General features: G+C 42.2%; 22 protein-coding genes and 1 pseudogene. 4 read left to right on the forward strand and 19 right to left on the reverse strand.

Annotated features, from left to right (window positions below; translation table 11 throughout):
• Positions 1-15: 15 nt before the first annotated feature.
• The 16 genes from DWY25_RS04180 to DWY25_RS04255 all read right to left on the reverse strand — a co-directional run bounded on the left by DWY25_RS04180 (position 16) and on the right by DWY25_RS04255 (position 16,034).
• Complete coding sequence (locus tag DWY25_RS04180; protein ID WP_117894077.1) at positions 16-1,434, reverse strand: 6-phospho-beta-glucosidase; 1,419 nt, start codon at positions 1,432-1,434, stop codon at positions 16-18.
• A gap of 63 nt (positions 1,435-1,497) precedes the next feature.
• Positions 1,498-2,889, reverse strand: coding sequence for a PTS transporter subunit EIIC (locus DWY25_RS04185; protein WP_117894080.1), 1,392 nt, complete (start codon positions 2,887-2,889; stop codon positions 1,498-1,500).
• Positions 2,890-2,969: 80 nt separating this feature from the next.
• Positions 2,970-3,545, reverse strand: coding sequence for a Nif3-like dinuclear metal center hexameric protein (locus tag DWY25_RS04190; protein WP_181981690.1), 576 nt, complete (start codon positions 3,543-3,545; stop codon positions 2,970-2,972).
• Positions 3,546-3,581: 36 nt separating this feature from the next.
• Positions 3,582-3,827 carry a Nif3-like dinuclear metal center hexameric protein gene (locus tag DWY25_RS18070; RefSeq protein WP_181981691.1) on the reverse strand — a complete coding sequence of 82 codons (246 nt, stop codon included), beginning with the start codon at positions 3,825-3,827 and terminating at the stop codon, positions 3,582-3,584.
• A 55-nt stretch (positions 3,828-3,882) separates the two neighbouring features.
• Positions 3,883-5,343: a sulfatase family protein gene (locus DWY25_RS04200; RefSeq protein WP_117894089.1), complete on the reverse strand. Its 1,461-nt coding sequence runs from the start codon at positions 5,341-5,343 to the stop codon at positions 3,883-3,885.
• A gap of 79 nt (positions 5,344-5,422) precedes the next feature.
• Complete coding sequence (locus DWY25_RS04205; RefSeq protein WP_244925925.1) at positions 5,423-6,196, reverse strand: BglG family transcription antiterminator; 774 nt, start codon at positions 6,194-6,196, stop codon at positions 5,423-5,425.
• Positions 6,197-6,450: 254 nt separating this feature from the next.
• Positions 6,451-7,287 carry a rhamnulose-1-phosphate aldolase gene (rhaD, locus tag DWY25_RS04210; protein ID WP_117894094.1) on the reverse strand — a complete coding sequence of 279 codons (837 nt, stop codon included), beginning with the start codon at positions 7,285-7,287 and terminating at the stop codon, positions 6,451-6,453.
• Between the two features lie 3 nt (positions 7,288-7,290).
• Positions 7,291-8,535, reverse strand: coding sequence for an L-rhamnose isomerase (locus DWY25_RS04215; RefSeq protein WP_181981692.1), 1,245 nt, complete (start codon positions 8,533-8,535; stop codon positions 7,291-7,293).
• 75 nt (positions 8,536-8,610) lie between these two features.
• Positions 8,611-11,160 (reverse strand): glycosyl hydrolase, encoded by a 2,550-nt coding sequence (locus DWY25_RS04220; protein WP_117894097.1) that lies wholly within the window; start codon positions 11,158-11,160, stop codon positions 8,611-8,613.
• Between the two features lie 160 nt (positions 11,161-11,320).
• Positions 11,321-12,295: an AraC family transcriptional regulator gene (locus DWY25_RS04225; protein ID WP_117894100.1), complete on the reverse strand. Its 975-nt coding sequence runs from the start codon at positions 12,293-12,295 to the stop codon at positions 11,321-11,323.
• Positions 12,296-12,456: 161 nt separating this feature from the next.
• Complete coding sequence (locus DWY25_RS04230) at positions 12,457-12,969, reverse strand: hypothetical protein (protein ID WP_117894103.1); 513 nt, start codon at positions 12,967-12,969, stop codon at positions 12,457-12,459.
• On the reverse strand, positions 12,966-13,481 hold the full coding sequence (locus tag DWY25_RS04235; RefSeq protein WP_117894106.1) for an ECF transporter S component: 516 nt from the start codon (positions 13,479-13,481) through the stop codon (positions 12,966-12,968). The genes DWY25_RS04230 and DWY25_RS04235 overlap by 4 nt, the downstream gene beginning before the upstream one ends.
• A gap of 120 nt (positions 13,482-13,601) precedes the next feature.
• Positions 13,602-14,024, reverse strand: coding sequence for a DUF3842 family protein (locus DWY25_RS04240; RefSeq protein WP_006057451.1), 423 nt, complete (start codon positions 14,022-14,024; stop codon positions 13,602-13,604).
• Between the two features lie 191 nt (positions 14,025-14,215).
• Positions 14,216-15,121: a MerR family transcriptional regulator gene (locus tag DWY25_RS04245; RefSeq protein WP_117894109.1), complete on the reverse strand. Its 906-nt coding sequence runs from the start codon at positions 15,119-15,121 to the stop codon at positions 14,216-14,218.
• Positions 15,122-15,184: 63 nt separating this feature from the next.
• Positions 15,185-15,385: a helix-turn-helix transcriptional regulator gene (locus tag DWY25_RS04250; RefSeq protein ID WP_006057449.1), complete on the reverse strand. Its 201-nt coding sequence runs from the start codon at positions 15,383-15,385 to the stop codon at positions 15,185-15,187.
• 4 nt (positions 15,386-15,389) lie between these two features.
• On the reverse strand, positions 15,390-16,034 hold the full coding sequence (locus tag DWY25_RS04255; RefSeq protein ID WP_244925926.1) for a DUF3796 domain-containing protein: 645 nt from the start codon (positions 16,032-16,034) through the stop codon (positions 15,390-15,392).
• Between the two features lie 189 nt (positions 16,035-16,223).
• Between DWY25_RS04255 and DWY25_RS04260 the strand changes: the two genes are divergently transcribed.
• Both DWY25_RS04260 and DWY25_RS04265 read left to right on the forward strand, forming a co-directional pair.
• The gene (locus tag DWY25_RS04260) at positions 16,224-17,174 is read left to right on the forward strand and encodes an IS91 family transposase (RefSeq protein WP_117894114.1); all 951 of its coding nucleotides are present in this window, start codon (positions 16,224-16,226) and stop codon (positions 17,172-17,174) included.
• A 53-nt stretch (positions 17,175-17,227) separates the two neighbouring features.
• A complete protein-coding gene (locus DWY25_RS04265) occupies positions 17,228-17,488 on the forward strand; it encodes an SWIM zinc finger family protein (protein ID WP_181981693.1) in 261 nt (86 codons plus the stop codon).
• 533 nt (positions 17,489-18,021) lie between these two features.
• Here the strand turns inward: DWY25_RS04265 and DWY25_RS04270 are convergent.
• Positions 18,022-19,803 carry an FAD-dependent oxidoreductase gene (locus tag DWY25_RS04270; RefSeq protein WP_117894120.1) on the reverse strand — a complete coding sequence of 594 codons (1,782 nt, stop codon included), beginning with the start codon at positions 19,801-19,803 and terminating at the stop codon, positions 18,022-18,024.
• 480 nt (positions 19,804-20,283) lie between these two features.
• Here DWY25_RS04270 and DWY25_RS04275 point away from each other — a divergent pair, with 480 nt between their 5' ends.
• Positions 20,284-21,375 (forward strand): IS110 family RNA-guided transposase, encoded by a 1,092-nt coding sequence (locus tag DWY25_RS04275; RefSeq protein ID WP_117894123.1) that lies wholly within the window; start codon positions 20,284-20,286, stop codon positions 21,373-21,375.
• An 85-nt stretch (positions 21,376-21,460) separates the two neighbouring features.
• Here DWY25_RS04275 and DWY25_RS04280 read toward each other — a convergent pair whose 3' ends face one another.
• Together DWY25_RS04280 and DWY25_RS04285 are read right to left on the reverse strand one after the other, a co-directional pair.
• The gene (locus DWY25_RS04280) at positions 21,461-22,306 is read right to left on the reverse strand and encodes a MerR family transcriptional regulator (RefSeq protein WP_117894126.1); all 846 of its coding nucleotides are present in this window, start codon (positions 22,304-22,306) and stop codon (positions 21,461-21,463) included.
• A gap of 387 nt (positions 22,307-22,693) precedes the next feature.
• Complete coding sequence (locus tag DWY25_RS04285; protein ID WP_117894129.1) at positions 22,694-22,975, reverse strand: SEL1-like repeat protein; 282 nt, start codon at positions 22,973-22,975, stop codon at positions 22,694-22,696.
• 496 nt (positions 22,976-23,471) lie between these two features.
• Here DWY25_RS04285 and DWY25_RS17830 point away from each other — a divergent pair.
• Positions 23,472-23,824, forward strand: a pseudogene (locus DWY25_RS17830) (hypothetical protein); the annotation flags it as partial.

Raw genomic sequence — 23,824 nt, forward strand, 5'->3', positions numbered from 1 at the left:
CTGCACCTCGCTTTCTTAATCCAGATTCTCGCCATTGGACGCGATCACTTTCTGATACCAGGCGAAGGATTTTTTCTTTGTGCGTTTCAACGTTCCTTCTCCCTGATCATTCTTATCCACATAGATAAAGCCATACCGTTTGCGCATCTCGCCGGTGGCTACGGAGACCAGATCGATCGGGCCCCAGCAGGTATAACCAAGCAGCGGTACGCCGTCCAGTTCAACCGCTTTTTTCATTTCTTCAATATGGCTGCGCAGATAACGGATGCGGTAGTCGTCTTCAACAGTTCCGTTTTCATCAGGTTCATCTACCGCACCCAATCCGTTTTCCACAATAAATAACGGCAGCTGATAGCGGTCATAAATTTCATTCATCGTAATTCTTAAGCCTGTCGGATCCATGAACCTGCCCCAAGGTTCCCGTTCCAGATAGGGATTATCCGCGGATTTCAACAGATTAGAATCATATTTTCCCTTCGCGTTCGCTTCGACGACGCGCGTAGAATAATACGAGAAAGAGACAAAATCAACAGTGTTCTTCAAAATTGCTTCGTCCTCTTCCTGCCAAGGTAATTCGTAACCCTGACGTTCAAATTCTTTAAGAACATATTCCGGATACGCGCCGCGGACCTGCACATCGCTGAACATATAGTGTTTACGATTCTCCTGCTGTGCCGCTAAAACGTCTTTAGGATTACAGGTTTTCGGATAATAGATTCCGGCGTTCAGCATACAGCCGATTTTAGCGTCCGGCATGAGCTCATGACCCAGTTTCACCGCCCAGGCACTGGCGACCAGTACATGATGCACGGCATTATAGATAGAAGCATAACGGTCTTCCTTTTCTTCAAATATAAGTCCCGCAGCCATAAAACAGGCGCTGGTCATGATGTTGATCTCATTGAAGGTCAGCCAGTATTTCACTAAACCGCGATAGCGCTGGAACAGCGTCGTCACCAGCTTTTTATAAAACTCAACACATTTACGATTCCGCCAGCCGCCGTAGGCGGTAACCAAATGCATCGGGATATCGTAATGCGTTATCGTGACCAGCGGCTCGATTCCATACCGCAGGCATTCCTTAAAGACATCTTCATAGAATCGCAGCCCTTCCTCGTTGGGTTGTTCATCATCGCCATGGGGATAAATCCGCGCCCAGCTGATTGATAACCGCAGAGTTTTAAAACCCAGCTCCGCAAACATCGCGATATCTTCTTTATAATGATGATAAAAATCGATTGCGGTCTGAGCCGGATAATCATGTTCGGCATCAGGCTTCAGCATTGCCCGGTCGCCTTTGATCACAGCGATACGATCAGGTCCATAGGGCAGAACATCTGCATTGGAAAGACCCCGGCCGCCTTCATTCCACGCTCCTTCACACTGGTTTGCCGCTAATGCGCCGCCCCATAAGAAATCTTTTCGTAAAGGCATATTTTTCCTCCTTTGGTTAAATTCCTACCCTGCGGCGTACCGCAGGGTAGAGTATCATCATAGTTATGCGTCTTTTTTTGTGAAACCGAAAAGCAACGACAGCGTGAGGGAAACCGCGAAAGCGACAATACAACCAATCGCACCTAAAATCATATCCTCGCCAAATCGCAGTGGATTTAACCACGGAAAGCCTACGCCGGAAAACATAACGACCTTTGCGCCCAGCAGTCCCATGGTCAGTGCTCCGGAAGCCGCACCAATCGCATGCCACAGCATCGCTTTTTTATCCCGCAGATAAATTCCATATAACCAAGGTTCACCAATATTGGCCGTGACATTCGTTACAAAACAGCTCCAGCCCAAACTTCTGTTTTCTACACCATCGCTTCTTAAAGCATAGCCTAATTCCGCTCCGATTGCGGCCATTGATTGTGCAATCGTCGCCGGACTGACAATCGCATCGAATCCCATTTCCATCCAGGCTGGCAATAATGCCGTCATAACCGGCACATGCATCCCAAACGAAATAACCAGCGGCCATAGAACCGCGACAACAACCATTGCCAGAATTCCAACCGTCGAAGACAGCCAAACAATCAGGTCTGCAATCCATCCCATGATGATCGTACAGACAGGCCCTAAAACACATAAACCAACCGGCAGCATGATCGCCATTGTCAGAACTGGTAAGCCAATCGTTCTGACCATATTCGGCAAGACTTTTTTCAACCACTTTTCTACATAAGACATTGCCCAGACAATCAGAACCATTGGAATGACTGCCTGCACATAGCTGACCAGCTTCATCGGAATTCCATAAACGGTGAACGCTTCCCCTGACGACACAATCGCCAACATGTCCGGATGCAGCATGACTCCTGCAAACAACAGGGCCATAATCGGATTGCAATTAAATTTCTTCGCCGCGCTGTATGCTGCGTAGAACGGCAGGAAGTAATACCCTGCGCTGCCGACAATATTGCATAACATAAATAAATGACTTGTTTCCGTTAATAAACCGAAGTTTTTCGGGCCAAACAAGACCGCGATCATTTTGAAAATACCAGCAGCGATAAAGATCGGCAAAATCGGCGTAATACTGCCGCTTAGCGCCCCCATCATGGAATTGATCACACTTTTGGGCGTTAGCTTTTCTTTTGTTTTAACATTATCAAGATCTTCTGATATTCTGTTCTGTGTCTCAAATCCTGCTATTCTGCACAATTCATCGTAGACCTTATCAACGCCCTGCCCGATGACGACCTGAACCTGTCCCCCGGCATGAACAACACTGATCACACCTTCTATTTTGTTAATTGCTTCGTCGCTGGAAAGACCTTCATCTTTTAAATTCAAACGAAGACGGGTCATGCAGTGGGTGGCGGCTGCGATATTTTCTTTTCCGCCGGCAGCTGCAATAATTTCAGCTGTTGCCTGTTTAACATCTTTAACCATAATCTTTCTCCTCTTTCATTCATTTTTATATTTTGACAGCGGGCGCGCTTCCGCTGAAAAAATCACGATTGTCCGCTTTTTCAGCGCTGTGGTTTAGAAATATAGGTATAGGCGTCGCCGGACTGCAGGAAACGAACCGGCAGAGTTTTAATGACGTGTTCTTGAAGATATTCAGCATAGAACTCCATCCCAATTTCTTCCGTATTGAAATGACCTAGCGCAAAGATACAGCGATCTTCACCTAACATACCGGCATCCCGCATATATTCACAAACTGTAAAATCAACCATTTCCAAGGTAATTAAACAATTAATATTTTCATCGTTAATCTTTTTGATCGCATCATTGTCAGATGCATGTCCAAGAATATGCATAGGAACATACACTTTTTTTATTTTACAGTTGGGATTTCCGATAAATCGTACTCCATTCAGGCGGAATTTCTGAATCAAAAGTTCTGCCATATCAGCAACGCTCATCTCCGGAACAACATAAGCTTGCGGAAACGATGTCTCAGGGTCCACCCAATAATCATTCCATCCCAACATCTTGCTCAGCCCATAGAAGATTCCATCAATACGCTTATCATCAATTAAAATCCCCGCATGAATGTGATCATGATTGCGCCAGACACAGATGTTGTATTTTTTAAGCAAAGCTTCTTTTTTCTGGAAAGCGGTATTCTCGATCAGCTATTCTGTATGATCGCCGTGATTCCAGAACATTGCCTCATGGGTAACAATAAAATTGAATCCCGCCTGACCCGCCTTCTCAATAACATCAATGGATGGATAACAGGTGGTCACAATTCCCGTGCATTCCTGATTCGGGTCTCCATAAAGAATCTGATCACGGGTAGTTGCATCCATAATTTTCTTTCCGAAATAAGAATCCCCGCAATGTCTCTGTAATTGTTCGATAATCTCAATAATTTTCATAGATTCTCCTTTCAGTTTACGTTCGGCATCAAGTAGGTTAAGCCGCAGCGTAAGGTCAGCGTCGATCTTTTCGGTTAGGTACATAATCCGTAGTGCTTAGCAAAAAATCCAAGGCTTTCCGTTCGAATTCATGAATTAGATTGAAATAACGAGAATCATGAATTAAGTTTTTCAATTCCATCGGATCTGTTTCCAAGTCATAAAATTCATCGTCTTCATAAAGGCGTTTCACATATTTATACCGACTGTTCCTCAACATCAGAGCTTTGGTATGTTCTGGGCCTTCACTGGCCTGCGCTGATAATCTTGGCCAATAATGGGATTCAGGTCCATGACCTTTTTCCATACATTGTTCTTCACCATGAATCCGGCCGCCTTCGCAATGAATTTCTTCTCGATGATTATCACAGCCTTCCAGAACAGGTCTTAATGATTTCCCAAAATGTGTGTAATTCAACGATATACCGGTAATGTCCGCTACTGTAGCACACAGATCCGTTAATTCAATCAAGGCAGGTGTGATTCTCGGCCTGAAGTTCAGACTTTTCGCAGGCCGAATAATCAAAGGAATGTTACATACCGGATCATCAAAACAGTTCTGTACTTTTTCTGCAATGCCGTAATCACCCGTATAATCGCCATGATCACTGAAGGCAAAGATTGTGGTTTGTTCATCTAAACCCGTCTCGATCAATTTGGTTTTCAATTTTCCAAACTGGGCGTCTAATTGAGCTACCATATCCAGATAGGTCGCTCGCAGCTCATTCCACTGAAGCTCATCCCAGTTTATTAAATTCTGCCTGGAATGAATGCTGTGAAGCATACTCGGTTTTCCCTGGGTAAACCTCAGATCGGGTCTTTTGGCATTTAACGCATTTCGGTCTGTTAGTCCATAGAAAGGACGGGAACATCCATAAGGCGGATGAGGAAATCCCAAACTGATATAGAGAAAGAATGGTTTATCCTTTTTCTTTTTACTCTTCAAATCAAGGTATCTCATGGCATAAGCGATAATTTGATCATCCATTGCACTACCTTGTCCGTTTGGAGTTTCACCAACATAGAAGGAATAAAAATCTTCTGAATTTGAATTATCCGTCTGAATTCTGGCATTGGAAGTACTGGAGCAGGAAACAATTTTTGTATTCGCCAGCTTAACTCCGGAAAAATAATCGTCACAATAATCTGATTTATCCCGATCAGCAGGAATGACATCGTTACGACCACACCAGATCACTTCATAACCATTTTCCTTCATTGTGCGGAGAAGATTAGGCTCCTCTTCATTTTGTAAGAAATGCATAGTACGATGACCCAAGGTATGTGGGTATAGACCGCTTAAAAAGCTGCATCGGGAAGGCACACAAACGGGATTCTGACAAAATGCCTGCGAGAAAGAAACACCTTCATTCGCTAAGCCGTCCAGATTCGGAGTATGTGCCGCTGTATTGCCAAGATGTCCCAGCGCGTCAGCACGTAATTGATCAGCTACAAAATAAATAATGTTTTGCTTCATTTTTTCTCCTTTTCTAAATAAAAACCTCCCAGCGCTTAACAATTCTTAGCGACAGGAGGTCATGCTCTGCCTTCACAGATTACAATCCTTCTTTGACACAAATTCGATTTACATGCAGAATTAAATATAATTCTTCTTCCTCGGATAACTGGACTTGCCATTGATTTAACAGGCATTCACTGATCTGATCCACACATTCCGACACTTTTGGATATTCTTCTTTGACGAGCTTGTATAATTTAAGGTTTTCAGTATCAATCGCACGGCCGCTGCGAACCCGCTGGAATAAGTAGTGCAGATGAGTTGCGAAACGGGCGTAATCGAAAGAATCCCGGTCGATAATCAGATGACAGACATTTTCCACAATTTCCGTAATCTTATCCAGCATTTCCTTATACAGCTCAATTTCATTCTGTTCCTTGAGATCCGTACTGACGGCTTTAGCATTGATCAAATTCATCGCGATTGCCGCAATTTCTTCGTTGGGCAGCTCAACCTGGAATTCCTTTTGCACCCTTCTTAGTACATATTTACCGATTTTATACTCCAGCGGATACATTTGCTGAACATCATAGGAAATCGGCATCTTCAACCTGATTTTACGTTTATTGCGTTCGATCGCGAAAGCGAGATGATCGGCAAGCAGCAGCACAGCGTTAGAGCTGAGCTCATAAGGTAATTCGTTAGTGATAATATCCAGCAGCTTCGCAGAAAATATAACGACATCGGCAGGAAGATCCTGCATGATCCGCTCATCCTTCGCTTCCATGTGGTAGAAAGACCGTTCAATATCATTTAATGAAATTTCCCTTGGAAGTTCGCCATACCCGATGCCTTTTCCCAAGGCAATCATTTCCTGCCCCCGGCTGTCTTTACAGATAACGGCGTTGTTATTGAGTTTCCTTATGACCTGCACATTTCATCACCCGCTTCCTTTGAAAATAAAAATCCCTCAAAGCATACTACAGATTTCTACTGTAATGGTCATGCCTCAAGGGAGTAACATCCATTCCGAACTTTCTAATGTAATGATGATCATGCCTTGAACAAGTAACATCTCATCTGCTATTAGTGTACTGTAAACAATTCTTTCTGTCAATTATTTAACTAAATTTTTTCTTTCTCGAAAAGAAACGTCTCCGGAAGCAAAACTTGAAATTCTTCCGCCAGTTGTCTGAACTGTTCTGGTTCAATGGTCTGACGCTTATCAGAACGAACGGACAAAACCTTAATTAAAATTTCAGCGGCTTTTTCTACGGTATGCATTAATCCAAAAGTAGATTCAAAGGTTTCTCCCGTTGCAAACATGCCGTGATGCGCCCAGACAGCAACGTCGTAAACCTTCATCAATTCAGCTGTTTTCGCTGCAATTTCCGCACCGCCCGGAACCATCCAGGGCAGAACGCCAATCCCATCTGGAAAGACAATCGGACATTCCGTTGCCATTTCCCATAATTCCCGCGTGAAAACTTCGTTATTCAGCGGAAGAATAAATGTTAACGCAATGACATTGGTCGTATGGGCGTGATAAACAACTCGGTACAACCCTTTAGTACAAGCTTTTTTTACCGCATGATTCATCAGATGACTCGGCAGCTCGCTTGTAGGTTTTCCTCCGTCGGCCAATCCCCATTGTATTTGATAGTTTTTCCCAGTTTCATCAATTTTGATAATTGCCAGATTATTCTCAGGATCTAATTCTACATTGCGAAAATATTTTCCTGAACCTGTGACCAGAAAAAACTCATTCTTTAAAGAAGGGACCTCTGTCCCAATTGGGAACTCTTCGCCGGACTCGTTCAGCTGATCGCAAATTACCGCAATTTCTTCAGGCAGAATCCGATAAGACAAATTTCCGCCATTCCGTTCATGCCATCCCTGGTGATATCCATCCGCACACATCCGAATGAAGTCTTGTACAAAATCCTGATCCAAAACGCTCATTACTTAATCCCCTCTCTGTCTGAGCAGCGCGGCTTCTCTCTGCCGCACGGCAAGAAACCATTCTTCACGGACCGGCACCTGCTGACTTTCACAATAATAATCCCAAATATCTTGAAATGGATAGGTCTTACATTCTTCATTCAGCATCAGCAGAGTTGTAAAATCCTGCTTATCCTGAGCTTCCTTGAGACGGGACATCGGCATCAATAACGCATATAACATTGCCTTCTGCATATTGCGCATTCCGATCGTCCACGCTGCAATTCGATTGATACTTGCATCAAAGAAATCCAACCCTAAAAGTACGCGGTCCAATGCATCGCAGCGCACAATTTCCTTCGCTATCTCCTTGGTCTCATCGTCAAATAATACAACATGATCACTATCCCAGCGTACCGGCCGGGTAACATGCAGCGCAACCTTAGGATGGAAAAGCAACATTGACGATAATTTATCGGAAACAAGCTCTGTAGGATGATAATGTCCATTGTCCATTAAAGGCGTGATTCCCCGTGATAATGCGTAATTCATTGTAAACTCCGCAGAACCTGCCGTATACGATTCCATACCAATACCAAAGACTTTAGATTCTAAGGCTACCAGAACTTTATTCCGGTCATAATCCAGCGAAAGAATTTCGTCCAGAGATTCCATAAACCTCCGGCGCGGTCCCATGCGATCACCCGGAATATCTTTTAATCCGTCAGGAATCCAGATATTCATCAGACAATAGGTATTCAATTCTTCTGCAAACACTTCGCTGATCCGAAGACAAGCCTGACAATGACGAATCCAAAACTTCCTGATTTCCGGATCAGGATGGGATAAGGTAAGTCCTGCTGCTTTCGGATGCGAAAACAACGTCGGATTAAAGTCGAGACCGAGGCCGCGGTCTTTCGCAAATTCAATCCAAGGCCGAAAATGTTCCGGTTTGATTTGATCGCGATCTACTTGATCACCTTCAAAAACGGCATAGCTGGCATGCAGATTTAATCTCTTTTTTCCTGGCGTCAATGCCAGTACAGCGTCGATATCCTCCATCAATTCGCGAGGGGTACGAGCTCTGCCTGGATAATTACCGGTTGTCTGAATACCGCCGGAAAGGGCGCCAGCGCCATCAAAGCCAACGACATCATCGCCTTGCCAACAATGCATAGAGATTGGAAAATCGCTTAGTTTTCGCAATGCGGCGTCCACATCCACTCCCAAGTGTTCATAAAGTCGTTTTGATTCCTGAAATCGATCCATGATTTCTTCATCCCTCTTTCTAAAATAGACAAGCAAACAAACTTCTTAAATTTTCTATTAGCTGCGCCAAAGCTTTTAGGCGGCTTGCTTTACTTCATGCCGACATTGATAGAGCCTGATACTTTGCGTTAATCCAAGCGGCTCAAGAGCCAGATACGAAGACATCGGGTCCCGCATTTTCCGCGCCAGATTATTGGTTGCGATGATTTCGATATGATTATTTCCTGGTTGTAGAATTTCAGTTAAATCAAAACAGAAGGGCGGCGCAATCCGGATGTCTTCACATTTTCCATTCACAATCAGTTCAATGACTTCAAATGCTTCTTTCAATTCCAGAAAAGCGATTTTCGAGTCATAAGCCAGATCTAATTCATATTTCAAGGACCCGGAAAAGTAAGGCATCGCATCCGCAAGATGATTGTCAATTTTAACAAGCTGAGGCGCGGAATATTCCGTCTGGTCAAAAGCCTTCCACGACAGCTGCGCTTCGTCAATCTCAGCAAGCAGCATTCCTTTTTCTGGACGTTTATGAGTTTCTTTGCCGCTGACCAGCACTATTGATTGATAAGGCTCTAAGCGCAGATGAAAACGAATGCCGGTTTCCGTTTTAGTGCTTTCCAGGCGTGCCGTTTTATTTTCATAAGCGTCATAGAGAAGTAAGGATTCGGCCTTGATTTCCACTTCCGTATCGATTGTTTCAATAATGTTTTCATTATTCAGCATAATTACTTCACCATCTGGGAGTTTGTAGCGATAAACTGTTAGCGAGGGTTCAGATCGTGATGTTTTTAATGTTTTAAACTTTTCTAATGTTACAGGCAATAACGCCAGCGTTTTTGTTTGACCTCTTTTTAATTCGGCATACTCTGGCATCTGATCAATAAAGATGACCGTGATTTGTTCCGCAATTTCGCCAAGTTTATCTAAAAGCGGCTTTGGCAGACGCTTGGCAGCCGGAACAACAATGACGCTGTATCGGTAACCATTTATAGTTAAACCTTTAGATTCTATTTGAGCGTTCATTAGAAAGTCCTCACTGATCACATCACATTCAATCTGATTCTGCTGCAGAACTTTCAGCACCTTTTGGACAGGCATCGCTTCGCCAGACCATTCGGCAAAGGCGTTGTAAAGTACCCCAACCTCAGCCTGATGATATCCCCCGCTGAAAAGATGGCATAGTCGATTGGCATAGGCTGTCCAACGATGAAAATAAGGATATTGTGGATTATTCCCCTGTGCGTAAAAATGCGGCGGACAATCCCGGTCAGGAAAAGGGGCAGGGTTAAACGCGTGCGGAACAATTAAATTCACACCGTGGCTTAACATATGATCCGTAATCCATTTCATCATTTTCAAGCCTTCTATCCAGCCATAAGCGCCGAAAGCTTCGCACATCAAAATGCCTTTTTTAGCGGGATCCAGCTTTGCTGAAGAAGCTCCCAGTTTAACTAAAGCATAATGATAAAATTCTCCGTCGCTGCCGCCGTTGCTGAATGATTCGTGTTCATAGTCCATACCAGGCACAATTTGTCCGCCAATGATATCGATCCCGGCGATTGTCTGGCCTGCGATCCCGCGGAAATAATGTCCTGCGCCATAGCCCAAACGGGAATGAGCGTTATTATCCTCAATCGTATGTCCGACATAATCAACGCCATGCATTCGGCACCAGTCTCCAATCGTCTGTGAGAAGTTCCTACTATATAAATCTGTGACAATATCCATGTAAGCTTGCCGCAGGCATGAAGCTTCCTCGCTTTTACCTAAAAACAGAAGTACCAGCTTCGCTTCCGTAAAATTCTGAGTTTCTCGTAGTTGACGAATGACTTCCGCATTCCAAGGCAAAGGCATCACGGATCGTCCGATCAAAGCCTCCGTTCCTTTTGTATTGCCAAATCGAGGTTCGTCAGAAAAAAAGCCGACAAGGGTCTTCCCGAATTCGTCCGCATACCGCTGATAGTGTTTTTCATATACTTCATCAATTAAAATTTGCGTAGCTTCTTTTTGCATCGGATCCAGATAATCTTTTGTTTTCTCTTCGCCGCAATCCGTTTCATACAAAACAAAAACACTGTAATGTCCGCCTTCCAGCAGCAATGTCAGTTTTCCTTCTGAATAATGGTCGCTGACATCTTGAAGCGAGTCTTCCCGAAACGCCTGTTTTTCCCTGAGATCATTTTCCGCCAGAACCGCCATTAAAAAACGATCGTTCTGATGTCGTTTATCCTTAGCAAAGGCACGGATATCCGCAAAAATGGATACATCTAATTCCACACACCCTTTTCCAGCGATATCGTAACGGCGGTAATCCAGATATCGTTTGCGATATGGTTGCGGAACCTTTCCATTCGCATAACCTGTTGGAAATTTTGCATCATCCAGAATCCACATCTTCATTCCGTGCTTTCTGGCTTCCGCAATTAGAAAATCCAGGGTCGCCCACCAACCGTCGCCAAGAAAATCCGGATGCGGACGGGACTCAACACAAAAATTCATAATCCCTTGTTCACGCATTTGATCCAAAATATTTTTTAAGTTTTCCTGTGATTCACCATGCTGCCAGAAAAAAGGATAACAATAATTGCCGTTGGTTCCTGTTAGATTTTCAATCAGTCTTTTCATACGCTCCTCCTTGAATTACCGCATCTTTATTTCATTAATTTCAAGGTCAATTTTTCTTCGTTGTTCCTGATCATTTCCTGATTCACTGGATTTTACCTTATACTTACCTTAACAAAGATATTCTTCCGAAAACATAACGTTGTTTGCTTTTCTGATTGTCTTATTTTGCCATGGAGTTTGTACGGCGGTATTCTCGCGGTGTTTGATTATAGAATTTTTTAAATAGATGATAGAAATAGGTTGTATTTTCATATCCTATCTCAGTCATAATATCCGCAACTGGCATTTCCGTTGTTTTTAATAATTTCGCCACAACCTGGATTCGTTCATTTTGAATAAGCTCCACAAAAGTTCTGCCCGTCTGTTTTTTTATGATTTTACAGAGTTGATAATTGGGAATATGAATCTGATTTGATAATTCGTCCAGTGTCCCATCCCGATAATGGCTGACGATGTACTTCAAGATCAGACTGATAACAAGCTTATCAGGGCTATTGGATTGTTCAGCTTCAATATCTTCCGGATGATTCATCAGTTCACACAATAACAAGCCTACAAGCAGCTTCAGCTCCAATTCATTGTTTAACTGGGGTTCATAAAGCTTTGTAATGATGGATTCAATATATGATCTAATCAACTCACCATTTTGGGGTTTGAATATAAGATATTCGCCTGCATTCTTATAAGAATACAAGGCGTCAAAAATAAAGTTAAGCACCTGATTTTCATTTTTGATCATCGTACATAAAAATTCCAGAAAGTCAGGTTTAATAATGAAATTAAAAAGGATGTCCTCTTCTCCGCAGTATTCAACAGCATGCTCAATTTTCTGGTTCAACAGTAATAATTCATTCTTTCCAATCTTTATTTTTCTTTCGCCAATGATATGGGTTGACTGACCGCTGTAAACATAAATAAGCTCAATATAATTGTGTTTATGCTTTGGATAATCCATAAAGCGGGCATGTTTGCGCACCGCAAGCTGCTGATCATTGAACACAAGTTTATCTCCATCCACAATATTACTCGATTCATTGATGAAAATACTTTTATCAACCGTCTTCCTTCCATTGAGATTCGCGATTTCTTCATCAGTAAAATTCACTAATTTTTCTAATATTCTTTGATTTAACATGCGTCAGACTCCTTATTCTTTGATTATATCATTCCAGGAATCATTTTGTCGCTGCTAAGAAATAAAGAAAAAACTGAGATCACCCCGCTTCAGCCGGCCGTTTCTCAGTTTCTCTTCCTGCTTTCAATATTAACTTTCCTTCGCTCTCCGGAACATCGTATTCAGAAATTTTGATCGCTCATGCCCGCGGCCAGGCTGCGCAAAACAACCCGATAAGCCGGATGATGCTGACTGCGGAAAACAGAGGAATGATGTACTGGCCCGCCCGGATAACCGGCCAGCCAGGCGTCCAGCGTTTGTTCGTCAAACGGCAGCTTGTCTTCCTGGCATAACCGGCGCATTTCTTTCAGCTTGGACTGAAAGCTGTCCTCCGATCCTGAATGCTGAGCGGCCGTCTGCCGCATTGCGTCAAAGATCGCTTCCGCGTCTTGTTCCTTAAGCCCGGCCAGATGCAACCGGACCAGACCGCTGCCGATCTCATCCCAACGGCGTTCGACTTTCCGCTGTGCGTTCTCAGCGATCTCCCGTTTTAAATACTCCAGCATGCCCGCCGGATCCCCGATCAGATGCTCGCAGCCGAATTCGTTCTGATAAATCAGCTTCACGGCATCCTGCGGCTGCATCACGGGGTACTGTCCGGCATGCCAAAGCAGAATCTCGTTCAGTTCACTCACGCCAGTTTCGCCTTCTGCAATGCGTAAACGACCGCCGGCAGAAGCAGCAGCTGCAGGATAATCCCCGGCAGCGCGGTGACGAACGAAGCCGTCATCCACATCTGAATCGAATACGCCCCGGCTCTGAAAATCAAAGCGTTCATCAAGCCATAAACAATCCGGCCGCCGATCATCGCTGTGATTAACGAAGCGTACAGATTCACCAGCGGTTTTTCCGTTTTGATCAGCTTGATCATCGCTCCGGCAAGCAAACCATACACTGCCAGCTCACAAATCATGCTCGGCAGATAGGCCGGCCCCGGCATGCCCGTGATCAGTGATGATAAAACCGGGGTGAAAATTCCGCAGATCAAACCGAGAATCGGTCCGCAGACTAAGCCGCACAGCAGAACCGGGATATGCATCGGCAGCATCACGCTGCCGGCGTTGGGAATCATGTGGAAAGCCATCGGCAAAACGACGCCCAAGGCCATACACAAGGCAGTAATAATTAAGTGTTTCGTGTTTTTCATCTTTGTTTGCTCCTACTCAAAAACAACAGTGCTCTGCCGCTTGGAAACCTTCGTGATTTCCGCATTCGCTTTTTTGTTTCCGGTAAGACATAAGATTCCGGCTGCAGCCGGAACCGGGAATCAGGCGATCAGCTTCAGGATCATCGCCGCCGCTTTTTCAATTAGCTCGTCGACCGGGCAGTCCTGCACCCCGGCGATCAGAATACCGCAGCGGTTCAGCGGAATCAGAACCTTTTCCGCCTCACTCTGTCCAATCGCGGACGCCATCTTCGGCGTGATTTCCCCGAGCATCGAATCCGCGACGACAATCGACGCCGGACCGGCGATCACCGCGGCCCTCCGCGCTGCGACCAGAACCGGGTTTTCCCCCGTCGCACCCTGCTTCGCTTTGCCTTTGAGCATCGCCGAGGTGGCGGCGCTGTTGGTGCCCAGCGCTAACAGCGAAAGATCCGGCTTACCCTCAAGCAGCTGATCGCAGAGCTTCCTTCCGATCATGCCGCCCTGGCCGTCGATCACGACAACTAACGGCGCATCTTTTTTCATCCAGGATCCCTCATTTCGTCTTCTATTACATTAACACCTGTAGTCGACTCCAGGTCAAGCTTTTTTTAAGGATTCCAATGAAAAACCAGAGATATTTCTCTGGAGCAGCTAAAGCATGTCAGAATTTTTAACCCGGAATCGCAAAATATGGACACATCTCATGCGAAATCTGTCCATATTTTGCGCCGCCTTTATGCTTGAACTGAGTCTTTTTTCCTCATCCTCAACACATAGTTGGAATCGTAATACAGGCCCAGATCGTCGCACAGCCGCTGATTAATCGCTGTCAACGCGTCATGATAGCGTTTGTAAGCTGGCGACAGCTCGATCATGCTTGGAATAAAAATATCATTATATCCCGCATCCTGAAGCCGTTTCATGAATTTACGCTGGCTGACGAAGGCCGGATGGTATTTCATCGGGAAGCTCGTCTTCATCTTCACTCCGCTTAACACCTGTTTTTTCAGTTTTTCATAATCGTGATCGCTCATTTCGATCATCTGCCGCATGCGCTTTTCCATCGTTTCCGTCTGATCAAATAAATTCAGACGATTCAGCTTGTATTGAAGATAGCTGATCAGCCGCGTAAACAGCGGGACTTGAATCGTCGTCGTATCCCAAAACGTCAGAATTCGCTGATATGCGGCCTGCTGCTCAGGCGTCGTGATCCGCATCTGCAGATACGGCATAAAGTGATGCATAAAGTAATAACCGGTAAAGCCCGGGAACATATCCTGAATTGCCTGGCCGATCGTTTCGTAATCGATTTGCTGGAACGCCTCATCCAGATTGCCGTCGTTCAAATATTTTTCCAACGATTGCAGCTGAGTCTGATCCTGCTGCAGCTGATCCCGCTTCTGCGCCAGAATTTCCCGCAGCCGTGCGGGATCTTCTATATTTAACAGACTTTCAATATCTTTGATCGCAATGCCCAGTTTGCGGTACAGCGATATTTTTTTCAGCCGCTCCAAATCCTGCGCACTGTAATTACGGTAGCCGTTTTCATCCCGCCGGACTTCCAGCAGCCCTTCCTTTTCATAGTATTTCAGCGCCCGCTGGCTCAATCCCAGCTGTTCGGCCGCTTCGTTAATCCGCATCGTTTCATCACCTCGCAGTCTGAGTATAAGCCCGGACGCGGCGTCCGGGTCAAGCGAAATCCCTTAATCGAAGATAAAAAGCTTTTCGATAGGTTGATCAACAACGCGGGAGATATCGATTGCCAGCTTTAACGACGGGTTGTACTGGGCTTTTTCCAGCCGCATGATCGTTTCCCGGCGGACATGGACGAGCTCCGCCAGCTGTTCCTGCGTCAGACCCTTGGCGACGCGGTATTGTTTTAACTGACAGGTAAATTCCGGCATCGTTCTACTCCTGACGTTCATAGCGATATAACAGATATTCGCTCATGAACACCGTAACGGCATAGGCCAGGGAAATTCCGATCGTCAGATAGATCGCAACATAGTCCAGCTGTTGACTGAATAAACCAAAGCCGACCAGCCACAGCATCAGGAAGATCAGGCTCATGCCGATCTTATACGCTTTTAACTGCGCTTTCAGACGGTGTTCCTCAAACATTTCATCCGCCAGCGTATCAGACAGCTTGCCTTCGTAGTAGAAGCCGAAAAAGCCGAAGAAGATGAAGAAGAAAAACGGAAAGATCACGCGCTGGGTTGCATAGGTCCAAAAACCAAGAAAGCCCAGAAATCCAAATAAACCAAACAGCCCCATCCGTGGATCCAGATGCCGGGTGTAGCCCGGCTGTCCCTGCAGACGCTGCCGTCTTGCGGCTTGAAACAAACGGAAGCCCAGCGCCAGAATATACACGGCAAACAGCGGCACCGCGATCAGCATCGGCAGATCCTGAATCCGGAACTGATAGGTGGATAAGTCCATTGGTGCGACCCAGCGGCTTTCATTGTAAAGAACGGAGTAAGCACAGGATGCCAGCATCACCGCCAGAACCAGACCTCCGGCGATCAGCCAACGTGTCATTGACTTTCGATTCATCAGAGCACCTCCAAGAGATTTATTTCTCTCTTTATGAGATAAATATATCACATATATATCGAAAGTCAATCTTTTTGAGATAAATAGATCACATTTTATTTTTTAGATTCAATAGAACAAAGGGCCAATTAAAATCGACCGCTTTATAAGAGAATTGTCAAAAACAGAAATAATTCCCATAATATATCTATGAACCTAAATCTATATTGTGATTATAAAGAAAATTTTAACCATTGTGATACACGGGATTTTGAAATCAAACATCCTATTAAAAATATCATGTTTGATAATATTGATTGGCTTCGCAATCTCGATCAAGCGGGTAAGCTTCGTCCTTGTGTTCTTGAAAACATCGAGAAGATGCTTTTATGTAGAACTGTGTATCTTGGTTTTGATCGTTTTGAATGTCCTCGTTGTGGTAATGAATCGATTGTTCCACATTCCTGTCACTCTCGATTTTGTAATGCTTGTGGTGTCAAATATGCCAAACAATTAGCGGCTAAAGCTGTTTCTTTTTGCCTTGATGTTCCTCACAGACATATTGTCTTCATCATCTCTGATAAATTATGGGATTGGTTTAGACAAGACCGCTCAAGACTGAACCTGCTTTTTATTGCAGCTCGAAATACGATATCTGCTATCGTAAATCATAGTCTTTATAAAAAAGCCAAGCGTAAAGGTCTGAAGAATACACGTTATCTTTATAAAAATTATCGCCATTCTACACACTTTGGCATGATTTCCACCATCTATACCTTCGGTAGAGATCTTAAATGGAATCCTCATATCCACGCGCTAGTTCCTGAATTAACCTATAATCCAGATAAAAATGCAGTGAAAAGTTTTCATCATTTCGACTTTAAAAAATTGAGAAATACTTTTATGTATGAACTCTTACGTCTTATTGAAGAAGAAATAGGTCCTTCATTTAAAAAAGAGAAAAATCTTCTTTACACAAAATACAAAAATGGATTCTATGTATACGCAAAAACGATGACAACGGACAAAGAATACGCTGCTAAAAATAACACCCAAAATATAAATGCCTGCATTACCTATGCCATGAGATATGTTGGCCGTCCCGCCATGGCAGAAAGTAGAATCATCCAATATTCAAAGTGTGAAAGTAAAGCGATCTAGCTTGCTGTCATGTGATATTTGTGACCACACAAAGCGCGGTAATGGTGGTAAAGATGAGAGATTGGCATAATTTATTTTTACATGCTATTTTTGAAAGAGGGGTTGAATATTACTCAAATAACAGAGTTTTAGAGTATTCTTTTGAAAGTAATATAATACAAGCTTCTGTTCAAGGAGAATTTATTTATGATGTTCATATTGTTAATGATAACAATCAAATCATTGATGCTTATTGTGACTGTCCACATGCTCAAAAAGGGAATTTATGCAAACATATGGTTGCTGAATTGCTAGAATATGATTCAAATGAATAAAAATAGTGATTTGGGAAAATCTATTATTTGACAGGTTTGTCAAGCTAACTGTATAAGTTTTTTATCTCATTTTAGCTCCACTTCCGCCTTGAAGTGGATGGCCTATAATACAAAAGGTATTTGAAACAGCGACCGAAGAAAAAACATATCCTATACGCAACCAATTAAACAGGTTTTACTATTAAATAATATTTAAATTACTTATACATTCGTGATCAACAGCTCATAAAAAAAGGATGGAAAATTGAGACTGCTGAAAAAGTAGGCTGCTTTTGAAAGCGTGAAAATTTTAGCTTACCTTTCTCTCACAATCGCTCTAAAAATTAGCAAGTAATCGAATCTAATCGCCACTTTTTACATATTTTGGACAAAAAAGTGGGAGATCGTTTTCACGATACTCCCCTTTTTTGACTTTTTGTGCTTTTTCAGCAGCCTCTGAAAAATTCCATTCTTTATTTTCACAATATCTGATGAATTTCCAATAAGAACTGCTGAGAAATTGCTCTCTTCTTTTAATTCTTAATACTTATGCTTTAATGTTCAAGACTTTCGTTCTTTGCTGTTTTACCAGCCAAAGTTCCAGAATAGAAGGCAGTTCCTGTCCCTCTTGCATCAAAATAGTAAGACACGATGTTTCCTCCCATAATCATATCTCCAGCCGCGAATAAGTTCTGAATGACAGTTCCATTTACATCCAACACACGACATTCACCATCAACCTTAACACCAACTTCTGATGTCATTGTAATTGGTCTTAGAATATATGCATAATATGGACCATCTTTTAACTCTTGCATATGAGAAATATCTGTTCCAAAATAAGCATCATTACCATTTGCTACACATTCATTCCATTCTTGCACAGTTTTTTGTAAAGTATCAAATGGTAATCCAAGTTCATTTGCCAAATCTTCTAAAGTATCCGCTTTATGAACATACTCAGAAGTAGAAGCTTCTAAATCAGGGACAAATGGATCATCAGCATCTAAAATTGCCCACGCAGTTAATTCAGGTTGATTCAAGATGTCATGATAGATTTGATATTTACTTTTATCTTCGTTTGTAAATCTTTCTCCATTCATGTTCACAAATGGATGCATATTCCAGCCATAGTAAACAGCAGCCCCAAAATCTGGACGAGCCCCTACATTTCCATCAGCGCCAATATGTCCCATCATTTTATTTCCAATAATTTGTGCATTTAGTTTTTCTGCCATGATAATACCATCACCATCATTTGTTCCTGATGAGAATACAATTCCTTTTTCAAAACCAGGTGCATATTTCTTAATTAGTTCTTGGTTTTGAGCAAATCCACCAGTACACAAAATCACTTTATCAGCATAAATATTGTAAGTACCCTCTTTATCTTGAACACTAGCACCAATGACAGTACCAGTTTCATCTGTCAATAAACTTGTTGCGCTTGTATTTACTCTTAGATCGATTCCACTATTTTCAATATATGGCCCCATAGCGTAAGTAAAATATGATCCATTCCATTTTGGATCTACATGATCATCATTTGAAGCAAAAGTCATGTGTCCCCATGCATCTGCTTGTTGAACCCCTGTTTCATTCATCAACTGATTGGCATGTTGGTTAATTAGAATTTCATTTTTCATTAATTCTTCATTAAATTCTAACTCCATCGAAGCCTGCAAAGTGGCTTTCTCATTTTCTAGACATTTATTTGCCCAGGCTTCATCATAAGCACCAGTTTCATCAGTATAAACATAGTGTACACCACCTGACAAACTTGTAATTCCACCTACTGAAGCAGCCTTTTCAATCAAAGTAACTGATAGTCCACTTATTGAATTTACAGTACCGTCAGTATAAGCTTCTAATGCTGCCATCATGCCGGAACCACCAGCACCTACAACTAAAATATTAGTAGTAATATCTTCTTTTACGATAGGTTCTTTAGCTTCAACTGCATGATTAAATCCTTCAGTTCCCCCTGCTTGTTCAAGACAATCCTTAACTGCAAGCTTAATGGCTAGGCTAGTCATTGTAGCTCCAGTTACAGTATCAACATTATAAGTTTGATGTTCTACAATTGCAGTTGGAATTTCTTTTAATGCCGGTGTCGTCAACGTTACAGGAAAATCAGTAGATTCAGTAATAAGAACTTTAGCAATTTTGTTATCTTGAATAGTTACACTTACTGTTTCGTATCCTTCCTGAAATCCGTTTTTTGTCGCAGTATAAGTACCGTCAGTTAAACTTGGTTTATCTTCATTTGTTGTTGTACAAGCGACCAAACTAATACTTAACAATGCAAGCAATACACATAATAATATTTTTTTCATTTTTACCTCCAATACCGCGCCATGCGCGGTCACAAATATTGCATGAAAGATAGAGACTCAATCTTCATAAACGCAAAAAATATGTTATGACGAAAGAGAGGTGATATACTGCAGAGCACGAGGAGGAGAATAGGCAATTCTTACTCATAGAATATCCTGAATTTTTATAAGTTGCCGTCATCCTTTCAAGCACAAATAAGTGGGACTTTGAGCCCGGACACTTAAGATTGTTCTTAACGATGTCGTAGATTGCCTGGATGACAGTCAAGGTCACCTTTCCTTTCCATTGAGAAGGGAGTTTTTTTATGAAAATCCTTCGTCCTATCTGCGCAGGTTTGGATGTTCATAAGAATGTGATCGTGGTCACCCTGGGTATCACAGACATGAACACCCAAATTACGCAGTATCTTCAGGAATCATTCTTAACCCTGAATTGTGATCTGTATCGTCTTCGAGGTTGGCTCTTAGACCATCACTGCCATGATGTCTGTATGGAATCGACAGGCAAGTATTGGATTTGTTTTTAACATTCTCGAGGATCATCTCCATGTTTTCCTCACGCACCCCAAATATGTGAAAGCGATCAAAGGTAAGAAAACGGATAAGAAAGATTCCAAGTGGATCTGTGATCTTTTTAAGCATGACCTTGTCCGCTTTTCTTTTATTCCTAGTAAGGAAATTCGTGCTTTATGGGAAATTGCTCGTTATCGCTTTAAACTTGTCTGTATGCGCTCCTCCGAGCGCAATCGCTTTCAGAATTCCATGACGGTTTCCAACGTGGCCTTGGCTTCGGCTCTCAGCGATCCCTTTGGGAAAACCGCCAAGGCTATCATGAATGTGATTCTTTCCGATTCCAGTGCGGCCAATGATGAAAACCTCATTCGTAAGCTCACTCATCGTTCCTGCAAGAATAAAGATTTGATTGTTGAATCGGTCAAAGACTGTAGACTGGAATCAGATCAGAAGTTCAAGATAACCCCTTGCTTCTCTCATTTAGAGGAACTGGATCGGCATATTGCCGCCTGTGAAGTTGAACTTTTCAACCGGGCTGCTCCCTTTTTGGATTTATGCCTGCTTTTAACGTCAATTCTCGGCATTCAACTGCTTTCTGCGATTCTCATTTTGTCTGAAATCGGAAATGATATGTCGCTGTTTTCCAGTGCTAAGCAGCTTGTAAGTTGGGCTGGGTTAGCACCTGCCAACAATGAGTCTGCCGGGAAAAAGAAATCGGTACGGATTTCTAAAGCCGGTCAATATCTCAAGCCTTTACTTGTTCAATGTGCATTAGCTTCTATTAAGAATCCTGATTCTTATTTCGGCAAAAAGTATTCGAGGATCAAGAAGCGCAGAGGTCATAAGAAAGCCATTACCGCGATTGCCAGAATGATTTTAGTTTGTATCTATCACATGTTACTTACGGGAGAATCGTTTCACCCTTGTGATTATGATGAACTAATGAATCCTAAAGTCTCGACTTCCACTGTCAAATTTACGGATGAAGAAGCAATTGAACATCTCCGTCTAAGTGGCTATGACGTATCTTCTCTTTTTAAATTGCCTTCTTCTGCTTAATTTTTATTTTCTATTTATCTTTCACACTTTCTTCCTCCTAGGTTAAGTGTAAAGTCTAACCTAGAGTTAAGGTCAATATCATTTTTCATTTTAAAGGCATCATCATTTCATTGTATGAAGTATAAACACCGTCTCTTTGAAAATAGTCAATCATCTTAATAACATATAAATCTTCTGCCTGATAATTCAAACCTCTTACTAAATTGTACCATCGATCTATACTTTCATTGGAAGTGTCAAAAGACACATTATGTTGCGCATTATCATTATGAATTAAATAAAAAGCATCTGGCAAAATAAAGTCAGGAACTAAGTATTCTAAATGATATTGTTTTCTCTGACTTTCAGTAATTCCAACAACAGATACAGTTATATAATTGGATGTACCTATGTAGTATACTGAAACATATGGCAATGCATCCAACCATTTTTGCAATTCTTTCAATCTCTCAGAATCTTTATCGGTTAACGTATTTCCAACCATATAGATACAACAATAGATTTTCTCGACTTTTTCAATGGATATATCATCTTTTCTATCGACAAATTTTCTAATTGTAGTTTTTCTTTCTTTTAACCATGATAAAAGCATTTGTCTAGATTCTATCTCTTCCATTAATTCATTTTCTCGATTTTCGATTCTTTCAATATCTTGCATCCATTCAACACCAAAAAGATTTTTATTGACATCTTCGAGTGAACTACCTTCCATTCTAAGTTGTCTTGCACGAATTATCTTTGTAATTTCCCAAGAGGAATAGACACGATAACTATTTTCTTGTCGTTGTGGCTCAATAATCTTTTTCTTTTCATATCTTCTTAATGTTTCCGGTGTAATATTAAAAATTCTCGCTAATTCAGAAATATTAAATTTTTCTTTTCCCCTTTTTGATTTTTTTAAAATCTCGATAACATGCTGAAATTCACTCATAGACAATACTCCTATTTATAATTCCTATCATATCACATCTCATTAAGTCTATAAAAAAAATAGCCCGTCTCACGGTATTTTCAATCTTAAATGGAAACTACGAAATAGCCCCGCTTGTGTATCGCATAGTTTCTCCTTTCAAGAAAAAAGCTGAGCGATTAAGCCCAGCTTAGTGGATAATTTCTCCTTGGTCATTCATGTAGTAAATGCCCTATCCTCACGGTTGATAATCGTTTCTGGTTTGTAGAGAACAGTCGAATGAAGCGACTCTTTGTCCTTTGTATTCTTCTGTTGCATAACCACTGGCATCACAGGCTGCGAAACAACCATTCTCCGACAGCTTCCTTCGAAACCCTTTTCATCGCAGGTGAAAACAGAGAAGCCGCATCAATGATAGTCCGGTATTAATGTATTCAATGCCTCTTCAGCTGCCTTTAATCCCTGATTGGCCGCAGCCTGAAGCCGCTTACGGGTCATATAAACATCAAAATAAGAAAGCCCTTCCCGCTTGTAGTATTTTAATGCGAAATTATACTGACATTCCGCATTTCCCATATCAGCGCCCTTCTGAAACCAGCTGACTGCAGCTTTGTGATCGCCCTCTCTTCCTGCCGCCATGCCGTTTCTGAACGTCTCTTCAATAGCAGCATTCTTGAATGTCGGCAGCATTTTCTTTACGGATTCCTCTCCCTGGTCCGCTGCTTTTTTCAGTCAGCAATAAGACTCATAAAGATCACCGCACAAGATTCCAAGCGGAAAGAAAAAGGTGGAGACTTACACATTAGAAAAAGTCAATTTACTGCATAGCAATCTTAAACAATATTTTCAGCGTTTCAGAGGGGTCAGCTATGCTTTTTTACAAGGATATATCCTGATGTTCAAAGTGAACGAGTTTTATAGGAAAAGTTCCATATTAGGGTTAAGCGAGAGGCTCATGGCTAAGTTAACGACTTTAAACAGGTTTAACTTACAAACAAATTGATCGTCAGGAAGTTTCCTGGCTTGTTTTATAGTTTTTTTTCAACACTCATTCTGGTGATATAATCTTACACAAAATATAAAAATGAATTCTTTGTATACGCAATAACGATGACAACGGACAAAGAATACGCTGCTAGAAATAACACCCAAAATATAAATGCCTGCATTACCTATGCCATGAGATATGTTGGCCGTCCCGCCATGGCAGAAAGTAGAATCATCCAATATTCAAAGTGTGAAAGTAAAGCGATCTAGCTTGCTGTCATGCAATATTTGTGACCGCACAAAGCACGGTAATGGAGGTAAAGATGAATGGTTCTACAGAAAAAACTGTATTGATGAAATGCAAACATTGCGGATACGAAGAAGAGGTCCCCAGTGGGTACTTGATGAATTGAACGAGTTTAGCGAAGATAAATCTTATCAAATGATATGTCCAGAATGTGATAATACAATGTTTGATAACAAGAAAATGATGCAAGCATCATTCTGGAAGACAAAACCTTCCAGAACCCCTCGTCAGTTTCTTGCCTGGAG

It is taken from the genome of Holdemania filiformis, from assembly GCF_003459085.1.
Classification (GTDB): Bacteria; Bacillota_I; Bacilli_A; order Erysipelotrichales; family Erysipelotrichaceae; genus Holdemania; species Holdemania filiformis.